We start from the raw sequence: 17,938 nt of genomic DNA, 5'->3' as shown, positions 1-17,938 counted from the left end.
ATAGAGAGCAGTCGACTCGGACCTGACGTACGGGACTGCCAGCTGTGACACCTTTGGCGCGCCGGGTTCCAGGCAGCTTTCGACGATCGTGAGCGCTCCACTGTTCTCGCTTCGTGACAGCTGCTGGTTTGCCATCCATCGTTTATGAATGATCACCACAATTACTATATAGGAGAACGTAGAACAACAAGGTGTATGCCACAAGACAGCAGTGCAAATCACGGACCGATCACGCGTCGTAAAGTCTTGGGAACGTCCGCCGGGCTCGTCGTGGGTGGACTCGCTGGCTGTAGCACCGCTGACGACGGCAACGGCAACGGCAACGGCAATGGAAATGGGGACGGGACGCCCAACGATACGCCACTCGAGGTCCTCCACGCCTGGACGGGCGGAGACGGGGCCGATGCCATCGACAAGTTGACGTCGATGTTCGAAGAGGAGTATCCCGACTTCCAGACGGACTTCCGTCCGATCGGTGGCACGGGGAACGTCAACCTCGACTCGGTGGTCGCCCGCCGACTCGCCAACCGGGATCCGCCCGCGGCCTGGCAGGCGTGGCCGGGTGCGAACCTGACACAGTACGGCGGCCTCCTGCGCAACATCTCTGACGTGTGGGAAGAGAACGGCTATACCGACACGATGAACGAGATGGCCGCGGAACTCAGCCGGCTCAACGAGGAGTATCGGGCCATGCCGCTGGTCTCCCACCGGATGAACAACCTGTTCTACAACGTTCACGTCTTCGAAGAGGCAGGCGTCGATCCGGATTCGGTCGACAGCCCGAGCGCGCTGATCGATGCGTTCGACACGATCCAGACCGAGACCGACGCGGACCCGATGACACACGCGATGTCGTCGACGTGGCCGACGCTGCAGCTCGTCTTCCAGAACTTCCTCGGGATGGAGGGCGGCTACGACGCGTACATGGATTTCATCGAGGGCAACGGCGACGAGGAGCACCTGACCGAGGCGCTGGAGCTCACCCAGGAGATGCTGGGGAACTACATCAACGACGACGCCTCGACCATCAGCTTCACCGAAGGTAACAGTGAGATGATGAAGGGCAACGCCGGCTGTATCCAGCAGGGCAACTGGGCGTACGGCATGTACCGCGCCGAGGACAGCGGCGTCGAGTACCAGGAGGACTGGGACTGGATGGCCTATCCCGGCACGGAGGACATGTACATGCTCCACATCGACGGGTTCACCTTCGCACGCGACACCGAAACGCCGGTCAAACAGAAGATATGGGCAGAGTTCCTCGGGACAAAGGACGCGCAGGTCGAGTTCGGCAACCGAAAGGGGGCGATCCCGCTTCGGACCGACGTCGACACGAGCCGGCTGACGCCGTTCCTCGAGATGACGGCCGACGACTTCACCAGCGTCGATAAGTTCCCGCCGACGATCGCGCACGGGCTCGCTCTGCCGCCCGAGCCGATGGACGCTGCCATGTCGGCTATCGGCAACAACTTCATGGGCCCGTACGACGTCGAAGCGGCTGCGTCGGACCTCCTCGACGCGGCGGCGATGCAGGAATCGTAGGCTAGCCCGACAGTAGAACAGCATTAATTTCACCCATGGAAAGTCAACAAGATGCGGTAGCTGGTGCCGGCACTGACGAGCGTGTAGCCGAAGACCGGTACGCTCGCCTGCGTCGCTTCTGGAAGAGTGACTTCGTTCGTTCTGCCCCGTACTGGGGTATTCCGCTGCTCCTGATGGGTGCCGCCGTCTACGGCGGTATCATCTGGAACGTCTTGATCTCGCTGACGGACTACGAGGGCTTTCTCCAGCGTCCGGACTACGGAAGCCTCGACCTCGACATGTACAGTCGGGCGCTGTCGGATTCAGCAGTTCATCTGACCGCACGAAACACGTTCGTGCTCCTGGTCGCGTTCACGTCGATTTCGCTGGTACTCGGACTGTTTCTCTCGATCCTTCTGGATCGTGACATCCGCCAGAAGAGCAAAGTCCAGACGATCTACCTCCTGCCGATGGCGCTGTCGTTCGTCGTCACGGCCCAGTTCTGGCTGTGGATGTACAACTACAACAACGGGCTAGTCAACACAGTCATAGGCCTGTTCGGACTGGGGCCGTACAACTGGATCGGCAATCCGAAACTGGTCCTCGGTTCGATCATATTCGCGCTGATCTGGCAGTTCAGCGGCTACACGATGGTCGTCTTCCTGGCAGGCTTACAATCGATATCGGACGACCAGTTCGAGGCGGCCAGGGTCGACGGCGCCAGCATCTTCAAGACGTACTGGCGGGTGATCATCCCGCAGCTGAAGTCCGCGTCGGTCAGTGCCGCCGTCGTACTGATGATCTTCGCGCTGAAGATCTTCACGTTCCTCTATGCCATGTTCGGCACGTATCGGCCCCCGAAAGGGACCGACGTTCTCGCGACGCTGATGGTACGGGAGGCGTTCATGCTCTCGAACTGGGCGTATGCCGCGTCGATCGCGACGATCCTGCTCGGGATGTCGCTGCTGGTGATCGCACCGTACCTCTACTACCAGTACAGAGAGGGGGCACTATAAGATGAGCCAAGCAACCACGTCTGATCGAGACGGCATCGCCAGCTTACTACCGGAGTTCGACTACCGCCGGTTCGGGTTGTACGCCGTGATCATGCTCTTTATAGCCTTCTTCGTCTCGCCCATCTGGACGGGACTGGTCACGTCGCTGAAACCCCCCGAAGCAGCGACACAGCCGCTCTTGCCGCCGGGTCCGGAGACGTTCACTCTCGAGAGCTGGACCAGGGCACTGGACCAGCTCTCCCGCGGGTTCATCAACAGCTTCGCGATGGCGATCCCGGCGACGCTGGTCAACGTTCTCCTCGCCAGCACGGCGGCCTACGGGCTGACGCTCGTCGACTGGCGACGGCAGATGCTTGTCGTGTTGCTGTTCGTCTTCGGGATCTTCATCCCCTACCAGGCCATCCTGGTGCCGCTGGACAACTTCTGGACGAACATCTTCCCGCTTGCCAAAGGACTGGCCATCGGAAACGTCACTATCATTCCCGCAAACGACCGCTGGGGAACGCTGGCCGAACTGGCGATTACCCACGTCGCCTACGGTATCCCGATCTGCTTCCTGCTGTTCCGCAGCTACTACAAGTCCATCTCGGAGGAACTCATCGAGGCTGCGAAAGTCGACGGCGCCAGCGTGACCCGGATCTACACCCGGATCGTGCTGCCGCTCTCGACGCCGATGATCGGTGTCGTACTCATCTACCAGTTCACCCAGATCTGGAACGAGTTCCTGTTCTCCCTGACGCTGATCGGCAGCGCGGCCGATCAGGCAGCGACGATCACGCTGATCCTCTCGGGGATCGGCGCGGACCTCAGCGGCACTAACTTCCCGCTGCGGATGGCTGCGGCCTTCCTGGCTGCGCTGCCGACGATCGTTATCTACGTGCTATTTGCCGAGCAGTTCGCTGAAGGGCTCGCAGCCGACTGATCCGTTCGCGAACCGCTCGGTTCTCTCGCTGGTCTTTTCGCTTTCGACGCTCCATAGTCATCGGTGGACTGGAGACTACAATCGAGCGGCAACGTTTTGACGCCGCCCTGTCTATTCGCGACGCATGAGTGAGTGGTACGATCGTGGTCGGGCAGCACTCTGGGCGGTCAGTCTCGCCATTCTGACGTCGTTTACAGCCGGTGCGACGATCACGGTCGCATCGATCGAACAGGAAGTACGACTGACGGCCGTGTTACTCGCCGTGTTCGCGCTGGCACTGTACGGTATCGTCAGGAGAACGTACGACCGATGGGCGGATCGCCAGCCGCTAGCCGTGATACTCGTCTATTTCATGCCGTTTTTCGTCGGCACAGTCGTCTTCAACACGCTTCTCGGTCTGCTGATCGGGTGGCACGGAATCGTTACGACGCTTCTGGATGCGGCCGCGGTCGCTGCTGTCTTCGTTCTCTCGGTGTACCTCGCATTTTACGGTGGCGCTGACCGCGTGACTGCGTACGCCGTCGACCGGTTCGACCTCTCGTTGTGAGGGGCAGCTCACCTGCAGCAGAGGATTGTAATGCATTATATATAATCTGTGCATGTATGAGTGATATCTTATATTAACGGCAGACACTACATGCGAGGTCGAAGCGCCTTCGGATCACTAACCCTGCACGCCGTAGATCCGTCTGCTTCGAGTTGATCCGATCGGAGCGATCGTACTGAGACTGGTGGCTATACCATTTCGACCTGATTCGTCACGACGGCGTGCCGAATATCGTCACGAACGTATAGCCACCAGTATGGCTCTCCGTCCCTGTCGAACAGGCCCCACGTTGTCGGTACGGCGGTGATCTCTCTGACGTCGCCGGGTGATCTGATAGCTGGGAAATGATCGCGGTTGACGGGACTGAAGAAATGACAATTTACAGTTAGGTAGTATGATATATCGGTATTAGTATGGTCGCTTGACGTCCACGCGAGAGCCGTTCGCCGCGCTCTCGAAGACGGCGTCGATGACGGCCATGTTGGCTACCGTCTCGGCCGCGTCGATGCGGGGTACAGTCCCGGAGGCGATGCTCTCGGCGAAGTGCTCGACCTCCAGCGTATACTGGTCGACCGGATCGAACTGCTCGGTCACGTGCCTGCCGTCGATTTCGTACTCGATCTCCCCTTGCTCGCCGGGCGCGATGTCGAAGGCGGTCTCGACCTCGAGCCAGCCGTTCTCGCCCTCGACGCGGTAGGTCTGGGTCGCCGGCGTGTCGAACCCGGAGGCAACCCGGGCCGTCGGTCCGTCGTCGTACTCCAGAAGCGCCGCCATGTCGGTATCGACGCCGCTGTCTCGGCTGTCTCGCGTCCGCGCGTACACGCGGTTGGGTTCCCCGAGGAACAGGCGCGCGGCGCTGATCGCGTAGCAGCCGACGTCCATGACGCTGCCACCCGCCAGATCCGGGTCGAGGCGAATGTCGTCCGGCCGCCCCCTGAGTGCGAACTTGAACGAGGCGTCGACGGCGTGAACGCCGTCCAGTTGCTCGCGCACGATGTCAGCGGCCCGCTCGGTCCGGGGATGAAACCGGTACATGAACGCCTCCATCAGCGTCACCCCGCGTTCGTCACAGTATTCGTGCAGTGCAGCCGCCTCCTCTGCGTTTTCGGCGAGCGGTTTCTCACAGAGGACATGTAATCCCGCGTCGGCCGCCTTTCGCGTCCACTCCGCGTGGAGGGCGTTCGGCAGGGGATTGTAGACGGCGTCGAGGTCGTCGTCGGCCAGCAGCTGTTCGTAGCTCCCGTAGCTCCGGGGGATATCGAGCTCGGCGGCGACATCCGCAGCCCTGTCGCTGTTTCGGGAGGCGATCGCGACCACCTCGTGGTTGCTCTTCTTGATTGCGGGAACGACATCTTCGCGTGCGATCTTGGCCGTGCTGAGAACACCGAAACGCATGGGTGGAGTTCGACCGGCCGCCTGATAAACCTTTGATCCGCTCACGTCGCCGCCGTCTGTCCGTCGGGACGGGCGAGCACCGCTAGGCGGAGTTGTCCTCCGGACAGTTCGGTTCCGGCACCGAAATCGACTTTCCCGTTCGGAGAGAAGCGAACGGCACGCTGGCCGGGCCGTGAGAGTTCCCGGCCATTCAACGCTCCAGCCATGAGCAAGCAACGAGTGACTGTCGAAACCGAGGGGTCGAGCACGCTCCGGACCGTCAGGCAGTTTTTCGCCCTCCAGCGGGACGTGCTGGTGCTGTCGCTGGCGATGTTCGCGTTCAGCCTGTCCTTCCAGATGACCAATCGATTCCTGCCCGAGTACATCGTCGCACTTGGCGGCTCGGAGTTTCTCGTCGGCGTGTTCGGGACGTTCGGCAATATCATCGCGGCGATCTATCCCTACCCGGGCGGCGCGCTGTCCGACCGGATCGGTTCGCGGTACGCGCTGACGCTGTTCGGCGCGCTCTCGACGGGGGGATTTCTGGTGTGGTTGCTCGCGCCCGGCGTCGGCGCGATCACGATCGCCGGCGTGACGGTCCGGCCGTGGGTATGGATCTTCGTCGGACTGGTGCTCGCGCAGGCCTGGAAGTCCTTCGGGCTCGGTGCGACCTTCGCTGTTGTAAAACAAGCTATAGATCCTTCGCGACTGGCGGCCGGGTTCGCCTCGACGGAGATATTCCGCCGATCGGCGTTCTTCGTCGGCCCCGTTCTCGCCGGCGTGCTCATCAGCCTCCACCCCGAGTTCACTGTCGGCTTCCAGTACGTCCTCGCGGTCGGCGTGGCGGCCGGAATCGCCGGGACGATCGTCCAGCACGCCCTGTACGACGCCAGCGACGACACGATCGGCGATTCCTTCGAGGGGATCGCACGGATCCGGCGCGATCTCCGGGAGATGCCCGATCCCCTGCGACCGCTGCTGATCGGCGATACGCTGGTCCGGTTCGCCAACGGGATGGTCTACGTCTACTTTATCATCGTCGTCACGCGGTTTTTCGAGGTCGGACTGGAGACGTCGCTGTCGATTCCCGCGATCGGGACGGTCGCGATCGACCTCTCGCCGCAGGCCTTCTTCGGCTATCTGCTCGGCGTCGAGATGGCCGTGGCGCTGCTTGTGATGATGCCGGCGGCGAAACTCGCAGAGCGGGTCGGACTCAAGCCGATCGTCGCGCTCGGGTTCGCCGTGTACGCGGTCTTCCCGGTCGCGCTGATCAACGCACCCGGGACCCCGCTGGCAATGGTCGTCCTCTTTGCGTTCTCGGGGCTCCGGTTCGCCGGACTCCCCTCTCACAAGGCGCTGATCGTCGGTCCGGCCGATCGCGACGCCGGCGGTCGGGTGACCGGGACGTACTACCTGCTCCGGAACACGATCGTCATCCCCAGCGCCGCGCTCGGGGGACTGCTGTGGGCCGGCATCCCCGAGTGGCTCCCGGCGAGCACTCTCTACGAGGGGAGTCCTGTCCTCGCCTTCGGCGTCGCCTCGGTCGTCGGGATCGTCGGCACTGTGTACTTCCTGCTGTACGGCGAGGAGTTCGAGGCGTACGCGTAGCCACCGATACGAGCGTGTGCGTCCACCGATCGACGTCCGGACGTTTTTATCCGATCCGGATCCAACCATCGGTCGATGGGACCGGTTCCGGAACTCGACGAGCGCGCGACGGCCTGTGCCGACCGATTGCTGGACGCAGAGCGGGTCTTGCTGGCGTCACATATCGACGCCGACGGGCTGACGAGCGCCGCCATCGCCTCGAGGGCGCTCGATCGGGCCGGACTGGACCACGAGGTCGTCTTCGAGAAGCAACTCGACGCCGAGCGGATCGCCGCGATCGCGGCGACGGGCTACGAGACGGTGCTGTTCACGGACTTCGGGAGCGGGCAACTGGACGTGATCAGCCGGCACGTCGCTGACGGCGACTTCGAGGCCGTGATCGCCGATCACCACCAGCCTGCCGACGCGGACGACTGTGCGCCCGGGTTCGAGGCGACCGACGGCTACGGCGACTTCGCGTGGCATCTCAATCCCCTCCTGGTGGGGATCGACGGCGCGTCGGAGCTGTCGGGTGCGGGCGCGAGTTACGTCCTCGCGCGTGCGCTGGGCGGCGACCGGAACCGCGATCTCGCGGCGCTGGCCGTCGTCGGCGCGGTGGGGGATATGCAGGCGACCGGCGGCGAACTGGTCGGCGCGAACGAGGCGATCGTGACGGACGGGATCGAGGCCGGCGTCGTCACCGAAACGCGGGACCTCTCGCTGTACGGCAAGCAGACCCGGCCTCTGCCGAAACTGCTCGAGTACGCCAGCGATGTCCACCTGCCCGGAATCTCCAACGACGAGGCGGGGGCGATCGCGTTTCTGGAGGACCTCGATCTCGACCTGCGGGCGGACGGCGAGTGGCGACGCTGGATCGACCTCACCGACGAGGAGCGACAGACGCTCGCGAGCGCGCTCGTCCAGCGGGCCGTCACCCGCGGCGTCCCCGCGGAGAAGATCGATCGACTGGTGGCCACGACCTACACGTTCCCGAACGAACCCGAAGGGACCGAACTCCGGGACGCCAGCGAGTTCTCGACGCTTTTGAACGCCACAGCGCGCTACGAGCGAGCGGATGTCGGACTCGCGGTCTGTTTGGGCGAGCGCGGTGAGCCGCTGGAACGCGCCCGCCGACTCCTCGAGAACCACCGTCGAAACCTCTCGGAAGGCATCGACTGGGTCACCAGAGAGGGCGTCAAGCAGCGCGAGCACGTCCAGTATTTCCACGCTGGCGACCGCATTCGGGAGACGATCGTCGGCATCGTCGCCGGGATGGCGCTGGGCAACGACGGCGTCTCGCGATCGAAACCGATCGTCGCCTTCGCCCGCAAGAACGACGACGAACTGAAAGTCTCGGCGCGCGGGACGGGCGTGCTCGTCGGCCACGGGCTGGATCTGTCGGCCGTCATGCGCGAGGCGTCACGCGCCGTCGACGGTGACGGCGGTGGTCACGACGTCGCGGCCGGGGCGACGATTCCGGACGGACGCGAGGACGCGTTTCTGGACGCCGTCGACAGGATCGTCGGCGAGCAACTCGCGTAGCGAAACGCTGCATCCGACCGCGAAAAAACTGCAACTCGGCTGCCGCTACGTTACTCTTTGTCGCTTCCCTCGACGTCTTCGACATCGACGTCGTCGGGCTCACTAGTTCTGACGGTCGAAGCCGACGCTGTTTGGCGATGTACCAGAGCCGACACATTCGAAACGAGAAACGGAGGGCCGAGACAGCGCCCGTTCGCCCCCCGACGCGGTCACGAGGCTGTGACACGAAGCCCCCTGTCTTGGCATCTGGAGCGTATGGCAGTTTCGGCTCCTCTCAGCACGTGGTTCCACGTCTAAACCCTCTTCGTGGCCCTCTTCTCTTTCAAAACATGGACAGCACTCCCAGTCAGACAGCGGCATCCACGTTCGATCTCGTCGAGTGTTCTCTGTATGCGGAGTTCGATGTCAGAGTGGAGCCGATCGAGTGGTGCCCGCTCGTCGAACTGGATCCGCCGGTCGAGGTGCAACACCAGCAGTTCCGAGACGAGACGTGTCTGCTCGACGTGCGGACCCACGACGGTGAGCCCCGGACAGTCAGGATCACACAGGAGTGTGGCTGCCGATGTCCCTCGAAGGTGCTGACTGACGCGGGGTATCTCCCGCGACTGCTAGAGATCTATCCGGACCACGTCCGTCTCGGGGTCCACCTCGGGGAACGGACCGAGGTAGAAGACATCGTCGAGCGCCTCCGATCGGTCGCCGAGCAGGTGACGCTCCGAAAGCTGGTGCAGATCGGATCCGACAGTTCGGTCGAGACGGCGATGGATCTCACCGATCTGACCGACAAACAGCGCGAAACGGTGACGCTGGCTATCACAAGGGGGTACTACCGACAGCCGCGGCGCGTCTCGGTCGGTGACATCGCCGACGAGCTCGACATCTCGGCGGCTGCCGTCTCACAGCGGCTCGGTGCCGCCGAGTCGAAGGTCATGCGACAGGTGTTCGACGCGTTCGCCGACGGCTGCGAGTGACACCTACTCGAGTACCACTCGCTCGGTCGCGTCGGCCAGTTCCGCGTAGAACGGCTCGCGCGTCTCCGCTCGAACCGCTCCGAGGAACCTATCGAACCACTGTCGGGGATGCGCCTCGAGGAACTGTTCGAGCGTCACACCCCCCTCGGTAGCGAGCAGATGCGCGGCGAACTCCAGTTCCGTCGCGACGTGATCGGGCAGGTCCGGCCAGTCCGGATCGAGTCCCAGATCGTACGCCCGGTACCACTCGACGACCGCGCCGGTCGAGGGTCCGAGCACGTTACTCGAACCCTCGCCATCGCCGTCCCGGTAGACGCTCTCGTAGGGCGGGCAGGGCGGCCCCTTCGGGCCGACGAACAGGCGGGTGTGCTCGGTCCGCAGGTCCGAAAGCGAGACTGGCTCGATGTCGGGGACGACGCGGTCGAGTTCTCCATCGTTGACAGCTTCGATCAGGTCGTTGTCCGGCTGTCGCCAGCACCGCGCCAGCACGGCGTATCCCTGCGCACGCACGTGCCGGCGACTCCGATTCGCGGCGTCGCTCATTTGTCACGCCCCATCGGTTCGTCGCCACCGTCGGCGACTGCCGTGTCGGGTTTCCCGCCCGACGATCCGAACCCGGCAGTTCTGCCAGGGCCAACAGGGAGGTATCTGAGCCCCAGCGTCACGATCAGTATACCCAGCGCGACGATTCCGACCGAGACGACCAGTTCGACCACTGTCGGCGTGTACGTTCCGGCGGTCGCCCAGATGTCCGATCCGAATCCGGTGTAGTCACGCCCGACAGCCACGCCCGGAGCAGCGTCGATGTTCAAATCGGTGTAGCCAGTGAAGATGAGGTTCACGCCCTCGAAGACGGTACCGACGATCGCGAGGACGCTCGCGGCCACGACGGCCCACGTCCGCTCGTGCAAGGACGGAGCAACGAGCAGAGCGAGCGGGAGTACCCCGCCGACGACGGTCCACAGCCAGAAGTACAGCGAGTCGCCAACGAGGAACGAACTCGTAATCGTCCAGAACTCGAAGTTCGCTGCCCATGCGTGGGGAAGCCGTTCGGCACCCAGCAGGAAGACGATGTGAATGGCGATAAACACGCCCAGCGCCTTCCCGAGTTCGGGCACCTGTCGATCCGAGAGCTCGAACCGAGTGTATCTGTCGGCCAGGACACCTGTCACGATAAGCAGCGCCAGTCCCGAGACCAGCCCTTTCATCACGAACATGGGCGCGACGAGGGGATTGAACCAGCTACCCCGACCGATCTGTAACGCGAAGATCCAGCCGTCGATGGCCGCAAGCCCGAGCGCGAGCGGGATCGCTACTGCCGCCGCCCAGAGCGACAGTCGCCTGTCGCGTTCCCGACCGGCTTCGGTGTCCGTAGTCCCGAACGCCAGCCGAGACCCACGAGCGGCCAGATCCCGGCGAGTCAGTAGCCAGACGTAACCGGCACTGAACAGCCCGTACGCGATGACGACGAGGAACTCCCAGACCATCGGCGATCGGAAGTCCGGTGACGTGAGAAATCCCGTGATCCGGCTCGGCCGGCCGAGGTCAGGAACGATCATCAGGCCCGCCACCACGATACACGCGAAGCTGAGCAACCCGCCGAGGACGGCGATCGAGTCGTATCGGTCCGAGTGGAAGAACCTCGGGACGCTCGAGACGACCAGTGCGCCCGCAGAGAGGCCGACGAAGTAGACGAACAGCATGATGTACAGCCCCCAGGAGAAGACGTTGTCCATCCCTGTCATGGTCAGCCCTTCGCTGAGCTGGTAGATCCACGCGCCCAGCCCAGCGACGATGAGGACGGCCAGCGCGGCGATCCAGACCGTGCCCGGCGTGCCGAACCTGCCGTCTGTAGCGACATCACTCATTGTCGCTCACCGCCGTCAGGCAGCGACACGTCCTTGCGCGCTGTCCCCTCCAGTTCCGTCCCGACTCGCTGGCGGCCGGGCGTCATCTCACCGCGGACGTAGTACGTGCTCGGAGACGTCTCGAGATCTTCGAGTAGCTGGTGGGTCTCGTATTTGTCGACGTACTTCGAGACTGTACTGTCCGGATCGTCGAGGTCGCCGAAGATCCGCGCGTCGGCCGGACAGGCGTTGACGCAGGCGGGATCGAGATCTTCCTCCACGCGGTGGCTGCAGAACGTGCACTTCTCGACGACGCCCTGCGATCGCTTCGGGACGTTCCCCGTCCCCTCCGCGGGAACGTGCTCGGGCTCGTCGTAGTTGAACACGCGGGCGTTGTAGGGGCAGGCCGCCATGCAGTAGCGACATCCGATACACTTCTCGTAGTCGATCTCCACGATGCCGTCCTCCCGCGTGTAGGTCGCGTTCACCGGACAGACCTTCACGCAGGGAGCGTTCTCACAGTGCTGGCACGCGGTCGGCTGGAAGTCCATCGACAGGCTCGCGGTGCCGTCGCTCCCGTCGATCGGGTAGCTTCCCGAGGGCGTCTCGATGCTGTCGCCTCCCTCGGTCAGGACCCGGTTCCAGACCTGACCGAGTCCGACGTTGTTCTCCTCGATACAGGCTGTCGAACACGCCTGACAGCCGATACACCGCTCCTGGTCGATTACCATTCCGTACTGTGTCATCAGTTATCACCTCCGCCGTTCGATCCGCCGAGCCAGGGGGCCCGATCCGGGTCCGTGTACTGGCTGGTGTCGATGTCGTCCGGTGCCGGTTCGACCTCGACGCGGGTGTCGTAGAACGCGAAGTTCTCGATCGCGTCGCTGACGTCCGTGTGCGTGAGGTCGTTGTGGTGGCCCCGGATGTAGTCCTCGCCCCACCAGCCCTGGTTGACGTTGACCATCCCGGGCCGGTAGCCCTCGTTGTATCGGGCCTTGACGACGAGTTCACCGCGATCGTTGTAGATCCGGACGTACTCGCCGTCCTCGATGTCCCGTTCTTCGGCGTCGCTGGGGTGGATGTCGACGACCGGCTCGGTCTCGATCTGTCGCAGGTACGGCATCCGACCGAACTGCGAGTGGATCCGCCACCGGCTGTGTTTCTGCAGGAAAGTGAGCGGGTACTCGTCGGCGAGTTCGTAGTCGGGACTCGTTCGGCTCTCCATGGGGACCGGAACCTCGAGAGACGTCCCGTCCTCGCTGGGCGCGTCCTCGTCGTAGAGCTCGAGGCGGCCGCTCGGGGTGTTGAACTCGCCCTGCCAGATGATCTCGGGCGCGCTGTCGTCGAAGAAGGTCCCCTTCTCGCGGAGATCCTCCAGCGTGAAGCGGTCCTCGGCGTCCAGCACTTTCTGCAGGGTCGTCTCTCGGTCACGGTCGAAGTGTTCGCCGTAGCCCAGCCGTTCGGCCAGTCGGACGAGCATCCAGTGGTCACTTTTGGACTCCCACAGCGGCTCGTGGGCCGGCTCTCTGTAGCGGACGTGTGGCTGGGTCCACGAGCCGGTGACGTCCTCGCGCTCGAACCAGTGAGAGGCCGGCAGGACGACGTCGGCGTGCTGGACGTTGGGCGTGTGTTGCATGTCCGCCACGGCGACCATGTCGACGTTCTCGAGGGCGTCGAGCCACGCCTGGCGGTCGGGCATCTGGTTGGCGGTGAAGTTCGACGCCATCGCGTACATCGCCTTGATCGGCTTCTCGTCGTCGCCCGCCATCGCCGAGAGGATCCCCTTCTGCTGCAGGCTCCGGGAGCCCGGTGCGCCCTCGACGGCACCGTAATCGCTCGTGAACCCCCCGCCCTGGGTGAGTCCGCCGGTCACGCAGCCGCTCATCCCGTACTGGCCGAGCAGGGCGAGCAGGATAGCGTACGCCTGACCGAAGATGTGTCCGTAGACGTAGCGGTCGACACCCAGCCCGGTCAGGATGCCGCCCGGACCGCGCGTGCCGAGCCAGCGAACGGTCTGGCGGATGTTCTCGGCGTCGACGCCGACGTACTCGGCCATCTCCTCGGGGGCGTAGTCGGCGGCGGCCTCCCGGATCTCCGTCAGCCCCGTCGTCACCGTCTCGCCGTCGACCTCGTACTCGCCGAAGAGGGCGTACTCGCCGTACGTCTCGGGTTCGAGGGCGACCGGTTCGCCCGATGCCTCGTCGAGGGCGACCGGCGTCTCGTCGTCACCGTCGTCGAAGACGTCTGCCGTCTTCAGTAGCGATCCGTCTTCCCGGACCAGTGCCGGTCCGAGCGTCCGTTCCCGGAGGAACTGCTCGTCGAGGTAGTCCTCCTCGAAGACCGTGTAGATCATCGCCATCGCGAGGTGCCCGTCTTTGCCGGGTTCGATCGGGAGCCACACGTCGGCCTTGGCGGTCGTCGTGTTGTAGACCGGATCGACGACGACGATCTTCGCGCCGTTCTGCTTGGCGTCGAGCACTTTCGACGCGTCCATCTGGAAGCGACTCTCGAAGATGTTGCCGCCCCAGATGACGATGGTGTTGGCGTTCTCGATGTCGGTCGCCTGGTTCGTCGGCGTGTTGAAATACCCCGCGCCGGTGACCCGGCGGAAACCCAGTCCGACGTTGATGTCGATCGACCACGCCTTCATCGTTCCGCCGAACGCTCCGGCCAGACGGTTGTAGACCGTCGCGCCGATGCCGTCGGTCCCCGACCCGAGTTCGAAGTAGACGCTTTCGGGTGAGTACTCTTCACGCACGCGAAGCATCTCGTCGGCGACGTAATCCAGCGCCTCGTCCCACTCGATGCGCTCGAACTCCGCGTCCGGGCCTCGACCGGTCGGGTTGGGATCGCCGGGCGACCAGTCTGTCCGCTTCATCGGGTACTTCAATCGCGTCGGGTTGTATGCTCGCTGCATGTGACTGAGCCCGAGCGTGCACGAGCGCTTGTAGTCCGGGTTGTCCGGGACTTTGGGCTCGACCTTTCGGATCTGGCCGTCGCGGACGTACACGTCCATCTGGCACTTGCCCCGGCAGTTCGGCGAACAGTAGCCGTGCAACACGTCGTTGCGATCGAGGAACTGTTCGACGCTCGCTGCGGCCGGATCGACTGACAGCGAGGTGAGACGACTGCCGCCCAGTCCCAGCGCACCCGCGGCAGCACCGGCCCCTAGAAGGACCGACCGCCGGCTGACGCCGTCTTGCTCACTCATCGGACCCCTCCGACCCAGTGGGTCGTTCGTCGACGCCGAACTCCTCGAGGACGGCGTCGTGATACTTCTCGTGGAACGCCTGTTCGGACATCTCTCCGATGCTGACTCGAACGGCGTCCCGGCCCATCATCTTCCCCAGTTCCGTGCTGTGCGGGCCGTCCTCGAGGATGTTCTCGACTGTCCGTTGCCAGTCCTCGTCGTCTAGCACACTCGCCATCTCCTCGCGAGTGTCCGCAGTGTCGTTCACGTAGATTCACCACGGCGTTCTGTAGGGCTGTCTGTCCCCTCCCGCTGACCCTCAATAGTGGCCTTGTTTAAGTAGTACGCGGGATAGTCAGACGAAACGACAAATATAGCGGACTATTCATCATTATCTTCGAATAAACTACGCATAATCTTTGATTCCGCCGAGGCGAGGCGCTTCGAGAGGGCGGATGAAGTGATACCCAGATCGGTCGCCAGATCGTCGAAACTGGCGGTTCGGGGCCGATCGTAATATCCCTCAAGGATCGCTCGTTCGACCGTCTCGCGCTCGATCTCGGTCAGGGCCTGCAGGCTCACGACCTCCGATCGGGTGGCCGTCTCGCCGTCGTCGACCACCAGACTCCGGATCCGGACGACGTCGGCGACTCCGCGGAGTTCTTCGATCATCGCCCGGAGCGTCGCCCGGTCGGCGGGGTTCGTCCGGACGATCAGTCCGCCGTCAGCGGCCGCCTGTAGCGACGGGCAACAGCCGTGACTGGCGACGATCCGGCAGACACATTCGCCGTCGACGTGAACCTGTCTGTGCCGGACGGCGGTTCCGTCTTCGGAACTCGGACAGGAGACGTGACACGTGTCGTCGATCACGTGGTGCTCGACGGGTGCTGACGCGTCGCAGTCGACGGCGATCGGACAGCCGCTGGCGTCGGCGTCGAACTCGACTGCCAGCTCGACGGTCAGTGCTCGCCGCGACTCGCTGACGGCCGCGTCGCGGCGACCCTCCGTGGACGTCCGGCTACCACTCATACGAGACCCTCGCTGTCTGTCGTGCGGTTCGTGTTCCGCGCGTCTTCCCTGGTCTCGTCTCTCAACACGGTCATCATACAGTGACAGACGGGCGGAGCAACGCTCAACTTACCGCTTATATCTAAGGTCTTTATATGGGGGCGGGACCGGTCGCGCGGCACGACGGCGTGCCAGATCAGTTCGAAATGGGATAGCCACTAGTATCAGTCGTCGTCCGCCGTGAGCGAGGGCCCTTCGACGACCAGCTGTTCGCCGACGTACTCGTCGTTTCGCACCCACTCGCCGTCTTCCTCGATCATGAACTCCCCGTAGTAGGGGACGCGGTCGGCGACGACCTCGTGAAACGCCGCCCTGATCTCGGCTTCGGTCAACTCGCCCATCGGGTGGACGCGCGGGCGATTGAGGCACCCCTTCAGCGAGCCGTCGTGGGTCACGCGCACGCGATGGCAGTTATCACAGAACATCTCGTTCTCGACCGGGTCGACGACCTCGACCATCCCTTCCCCCTCGTCGCCGGCGACGAAGTACCGCTTGCGGTCGTGCATGTCACGGGTCTCGACCCGGTCCGCCCGTTCGGCGAGCCACTCGTGGACGCGCTCGATGTCGATCGCCCACTCGGGGTGGCCGGCGATCTCGGGCATGTACTCGATGAGTTGCAGCCGCAGCCCCTCCCGTTCGGCGACCCGATCGACCATCTCGGGGATGTACTCGGCGGTCCCCTCGAAGACGACCATGTTCAGCTTGACCGGGTCGAGACCCGCCTCCAGCGCGGCGTCGACGCCCTCGATCACTCGATCGTAGGCACCGCTCTGGGTGATCTCGGCGAAGGCCTCGGGATCGACCGCGTCCTGTGAGACGTTGACCCGTTCGAGCCCCGCCTCGACGAGTCCCTCCGCGCGGTCGGGGAGAAACGAGCCGTTCGTCGTCAGCGAGACTTCCATGCCCTCGGGCGCGCGCCGGACGATCTCCTCGAGGTCCTCTCGCAGCATCGGTTCCCCGCCGGTGAGCTTGACGGCCTGAACGTCCAGATCGGCGGCGACCGACAGCACCCGGACGACCTCGTCGGTGGTCATCTCCTCGTCACGCGGGGCCATGGGGCCGCGAGTGTCGCCCAGCCCCTCGTTGTGGCAGTACACGCAATCGAAGTTACACCGGTCTGTCAGCGACACCCGGATCTCCGTCAGTTCGCGGCCGAACCCGTCGACGAGCATTACTCCTGTGGACCTTTTCCGGGGACGGATTTAACTCCGCCGCCGATCGGGGATCCGACGTAACCTCGACCGATTACGCGGTCTCGAGAGACCGCTGTCACAACGCTTATCGACGGTCGAGCGCCAATTCGATCGTATGGACGAACAGGAGATCCGCGACCGGCTCACGACCGTCGAAGACCCGGATCTGGGCGACGACCTCGTCTCGCTTGGACTCGTCAACGACATCACGATCGACGACGACACTGTCTCGATCGATCTCGCCCTCGGGGCCCCCTACTCCCCGACGGAGACGGCGATCGCCGAGAGCGTTCGGGAGGCGCTCGCCGACCTCGACGCCGACGTCGACCTCTCGGCGTCGATCGATCGCGGACTCGAACCCCACGAGCAGGTCCTGCCGAACGTCACGAACATCATCGCGGTCGCCTCCGGAAAGGGCGGCGTCGGCAAGAGCACGATCGCGGTCAACCTCGCGGCCGGCCTCGCCGAACTCGGGGCCGACGTCGGGCTGTTCGACGCCGACGTCTACGGTCCGAACGTTCCCCGGATGCTCGGATCGGACGAACGGCCCGAGGCGACACCGGACGAGCAGATCATCCCGCCCGAAAAACACGGGCTGAAGCTGATGAGCATCGACCTGCTGATGGGCGAGGACGCGCCCGTCATCTGGCGCGGTCCGATGGTCGACAAGGTACTCCAGCAACTGTGGGAGGACGTCCAGTGGGGCGAGCTGGATTACATGGTTGTCGACCTTCCCCCGGGGACCGGCGACACCCAGCTGACGCTGCTCCAGACCGTCCCCGTCGCCGGTGCTGTCATCGTCACCACGCCACAGGAAGTCGCGCTCGACGACGCTCGCAAGGGCCTCGAGATGTTCGGCAAACACGAGACGCCCGTGCTGGGCATCGTCGAGAACATGAGTACGTTCAAGTGCCCTGACTGTGGCTCCGAGCACGCAATCTTCGGCGAGGGCGGCGGCGAGGCGTTCGCAGAGGAGATGTCGATGCCGTTCCTCGGGCAGATCCCGCTCGATCCGGCGATCCGCGAACAGGGCGACGGCGGCGAACCGATCGTCTTCGAAGACGGCGAGACCGCCGACGCGTTCCGTTCGTTCGTCGAGAAGACCGCGAACAACCAGGGCTTTCTCAACCGGCGACGCGCAACCGAGCAGTGACCGTCTC

The 17,938-nt window shown here is 64.0% G+C and carries 16 protein-coding genes; 8 read left to right on the top strand and 8 right to left on the bottom strand.

Features of this window, described 5'->3' with window-relative positions:
- Positions 1-246 precede the first annotated feature (246 nt).
- The 4 genes from HSR122_RS12300 (at position 247) to HSR122_RS12285 (ending at position 4,006) form a co-directional block, all read left to right on the top strand.
- On the top strand, positions 247-1,542 hold the full coding sequence (locus HSR122_RS12300; RefSeq protein ID WP_229110098.1) for an ABC transporter substrate-binding protein: 1,296 nt from the start codon (positions 247-249) through the stop codon (positions 1,540-1,542).
- A 35-nt stretch (positions 1,543-1,577) separates the two neighbouring features.
- Positions 1,578-2,537 (top strand): carbohydrate ABC transporter permease, encoded by a 960-nt coding sequence (locus HSR122_RS12295; RefSeq protein WP_229110097.1) that lies wholly within the window; start codon positions 1,578-1,580, stop codon positions 2,535-2,537.
- A gap of 1 nt (position 2,538) precedes the next feature.
- Positions 2,539-3,459 (top strand): carbohydrate ABC transporter permease, encoded by a 921-nt coding sequence (locus HSR122_RS12290; RefSeq protein ID WP_229110096.1) that lies wholly within the window; start codon positions 2,539-2,541, stop codon positions 3,457-3,459.
- 124 nt (positions 3,460-3,583) lie between these two features.
- A complete protein-coding gene (locus HSR122_RS12285; protein ID WP_229110095.1) occupies positions 3,584-4,006 on the top strand; it encodes a hypothetical protein in 423 nt (140 codons plus the stop codon).
- A gap of 408 nt (positions 4,007-4,414) precedes the next feature.
- Here HSR122_RS12285 and HSR122_RS12280 read toward each other — a convergent pair whose 3' ends face one another.
- Entirely contained in the window at positions 4,415-5,401 is a 987-nt protein-coding gene (locus HSR122_RS12280; RefSeq protein WP_229110094.1) for a Gfo/Idh/MocA family protein, read from the bottom strand.
- 204 nt (positions 5,402-5,605) lie between these two features.
- Here HSR122_RS12280 and HSR122_RS12275 point away from each other — a divergent pair, with 204 nt between their 5' ends.
- From HSR122_RS12275 to HSR122_RS12265, 3 genes are all read left to right on the top strand, one after another.
- A complete protein-coding gene (locus HSR122_RS12275) occupies positions 5,606-6,988 on the top strand; it encodes an MFS transporter (protein ID WP_229110093.1) in 1,383 nt (460 codons plus the stop codon).
- Between the two features lie 75 nt (positions 6,989-7,063).
- Complete coding sequence (locus HSR122_RS12270) at positions 7,064-8,509, top strand: single-stranded-DNA-specific exonuclease RecJ (RefSeq protein WP_229110092.1); 1,446 nt, start codon at positions 7,064-7,066, stop codon at positions 8,507-8,509.
- A 329-nt stretch (positions 8,510-8,838) separates the two neighbouring features.
- Complete coding sequence (locus HSR122_RS12265) at positions 8,839-9,480, top strand: helix-turn-helix domain-containing protein (RefSeq protein ID WP_229110091.1); 642 nt, start codon at positions 8,839-8,841, stop codon at positions 9,478-9,480.
- 3 nt (positions 9,481-9,483) lie between these two features.
- Here the strand turns inward: HSR122_RS12265 and HSR122_RS12260 are convergent, their stop codons facing one another.
- The 7 genes from HSR122_RS12260 to moaA all read right to left on the bottom strand — a co-directional run bounded on the left by HSR122_RS12260 (position 9,484) and on the right by moaA (position 16,757).
- Positions 9,484-10,023, bottom strand: a complete 540-nt coding sequence (locus tag HSR122_RS12260; RefSeq protein ID WP_229110090.1) for a TorD/DmsD family molecular chaperone — start codon at positions 10,021-10,023, stop codon at positions 9,484-9,486.
- On the bottom strand, positions 10,020-11,348 hold the full coding sequence (nrfD, locus tag HSR122_RS12255; RefSeq protein WP_229110089.1) for an NrfD/PsrC family molybdoenzyme membrane anchor subunit: 1,329 nt from the start codon (positions 11,346-11,348) through the stop codon (positions 10,020-10,022). The genes HSR122_RS12260 and nrfD overlap by 4 nt, the downstream gene beginning before the upstream one ends.
- Positions 11,345-12,073 (bottom strand): sulfate reduction electron transfer complex DsrMKJOP subunit DsrO, encoded by a 729-nt coding sequence (gene dsrO / locus HSR122_RS12250; RefSeq protein ID WP_229110088.1) that lies wholly within the window; start codon positions 12,071-12,073, stop codon positions 11,345-11,347. Before dsrO ends, nrfD begins: the two co-directional genes overlap by 4 nt.
- Positions 12,073-14,538 (bottom strand): molybdopterin-dependent oxidoreductase, encoded by a 2,466-nt coding sequence (locus HSR122_RS12245; protein WP_229110087.1) that lies wholly within the window; start codon positions 14,536-14,538, stop codon positions 12,073-12,075. Before HSR122_RS12245 ends, dsrO begins: the two co-directional genes overlap by 1 nt.
- Positions 14,531-14,755 (bottom strand): 4Fe-4S ferredoxin N-terminal domain-containing protein, encoded by a 225-nt coding sequence (locus HSR122_RS12240; protein ID WP_394355570.1) that lies wholly within the window; start codon positions 14,753-14,755, stop codon positions 14,531-14,533. Before HSR122_RS12240 ends, HSR122_RS12245 begins: the two co-directional genes overlap by 8 nt.
- A 143-nt stretch (positions 14,756-14,898) precedes the next feature.
- The gene (locus HSR122_RS12235) at positions 14,899-15,546 is read right to left on the bottom strand and encodes a helix-turn-helix domain-containing protein (protein ID WP_229110085.1); all 648 of its coding nucleotides are present in this window, start codon (positions 15,544-15,546) and stop codon (positions 14,899-14,901) included.
- Positions 15,547-15,749: 203 nt separating this feature from the next.
- Positions 15,750-16,757 carry a GTP 3',8-cyclase MoaA gene (moaA, locus tag HSR122_RS12230; protein WP_229110084.1) on the bottom strand — a complete coding sequence of 336 codons (1,008 nt, stop codon included), beginning with the start codon at positions 16,755-16,757 and terminating at the stop codon, positions 15,750-15,752.
- Between the two features lie 136 nt (positions 16,758-16,893).
- Here moaA and HSR122_RS12225 point away from each other — a divergent pair, with 136 nt between their 5' ends.
- Positions 16,894-17,931 carry an Mrp/NBP35 family ATP-binding protein gene (locus HSR122_RS12225; protein ID WP_229110083.1) on the top strand — a complete coding sequence of 346 codons (1,038 nt, stop codon included), beginning with the start codon at positions 16,894-16,896 and terminating at the stop codon, positions 17,929-17,931.
- Positions 17,932-17,938 lie beyond the last annotated feature (7 nt).

This window comes from Halapricum desulfuricans (assembly GCF_017094525.1).
Lineage (GTDB): Archaea > Halobacteriota > Halobacteria > Halobacteriales > Haloarculaceae > Halapricum > Halapricum desulfuricans.
Note: the sequence above shows the minus strand (reverse complement) of the source record. Positions and strands in the feature narration are given on the sequence as shown.

What these genes read in the sequence shown, in the direction of transcription:
- HSR122_RS12295 (WP_229110097.1), top strand. Translation starts at nt 1,578, where the DNA reads ATGGAAAGTCAACAAGATGCGGTAGCTGGTGCCGGCACTGACGAGCGT.
- HSR122_RS12290 (WP_229110096.1), top strand. Translation starts at nt 2,539, where the DNA reads ATGAGCCAAGCAACCACGTCTGATCGAGACGGCATCGCCAGCTTACTA.
- HSR122_RS12285 (WP_229110095.1), top strand. Translation starts at nt 3,584, where the DNA reads ATGAGTGAGTGGTACGATCGTGGTCGGGCAGCACTCTGGGCGGTCAGT.
- HSR122_RS12280 (WP_229110094.1), bottom strand. Translation starts at nt 5,401, where the DNA reads ATGCGTTTCGGTGTTCTCAGCACGGCCAAGATCGCACGCGAAGATGTC.
- HSR122_RS12275 (WP_229110093.1), top strand. Translation starts at nt 5,606, where the DNA reads ATGAGCAAGCAACGAGTGACTGTCGAAACCGAGGGGTCGAGCACGCTC.
- HSR122_RS12270 (WP_229110092.1), top strand. Translation starts at nt 7,064, where the DNA reads ATGGGACCGGTTCCGGAACTCGACGAGCGCGCGACGGCCTGTGCCGAC.
- HSR122_RS12265 (WP_229110091.1), top strand. Translation starts at nt 8,839, where the DNA reads ATGGACAGCACTCCCAGTCAGACAGCGGCATCCACGTTCGATCTCGTC.
- HSR122_RS12260 (WP_229110090.1), bottom strand. Translation starts at nt 10,023, where the DNA reads ATGAGCGACGCCGCGAATCGGAGTCGCCGGCACGTGCGTGCGCAGGGA.
- nrfD (WP_229110089.1), bottom strand. Translation starts at nt 11,348, where the DNA reads ATGAGTGATGTCGCTACAGACGGCAGGTTCGGCACGCCGGGCACGGTC.
- dsrO (WP_229110088.1), bottom strand. Translation starts at nt 12,073, where the DNA reads ATGACACAGTACGGAATGGTAATCGACCAGGAGCGGTGTATCGGCTGT.
- HSR122_RS12245 (WP_229110087.1), bottom strand. Translation starts at nt 14,538, where the DNA reads ATGAGTGAGCAAGACGGCGTCAGCCGGCGGTCGGTCCTTCTAGGGGCC.
- HSR122_RS12240 (WP_394355570.1), bottom strand. Translation starts at nt 14,755, where the DNA reads ATGGCGAGTGTGCTAGACGACGAGGACTGGCAACGGACAGTCGAGAAC.
- HSR122_RS12235 (WP_229110085.1), bottom strand. Translation starts at nt 15,546, where the DNA reads ATGAGTGGTAGCCGGACGTCCACGGAGGGTCGCCGCGACGCGGCCGTC.
- moaA (WP_229110084.1), bottom strand. Translation starts at nt 16,757, where the DNA reads ATGCTCGTCGACGGGTTCGGCCGCGAACTGACGGAGATCCGGGTGTCG.
- HSR122_RS12225 (WP_229110083.1), top strand. Translation starts at nt 16,894, where the DNA reads ATGGACGAACAGGAGATCCGCGACCGGCTCACGACCGTCGAAGACCCG.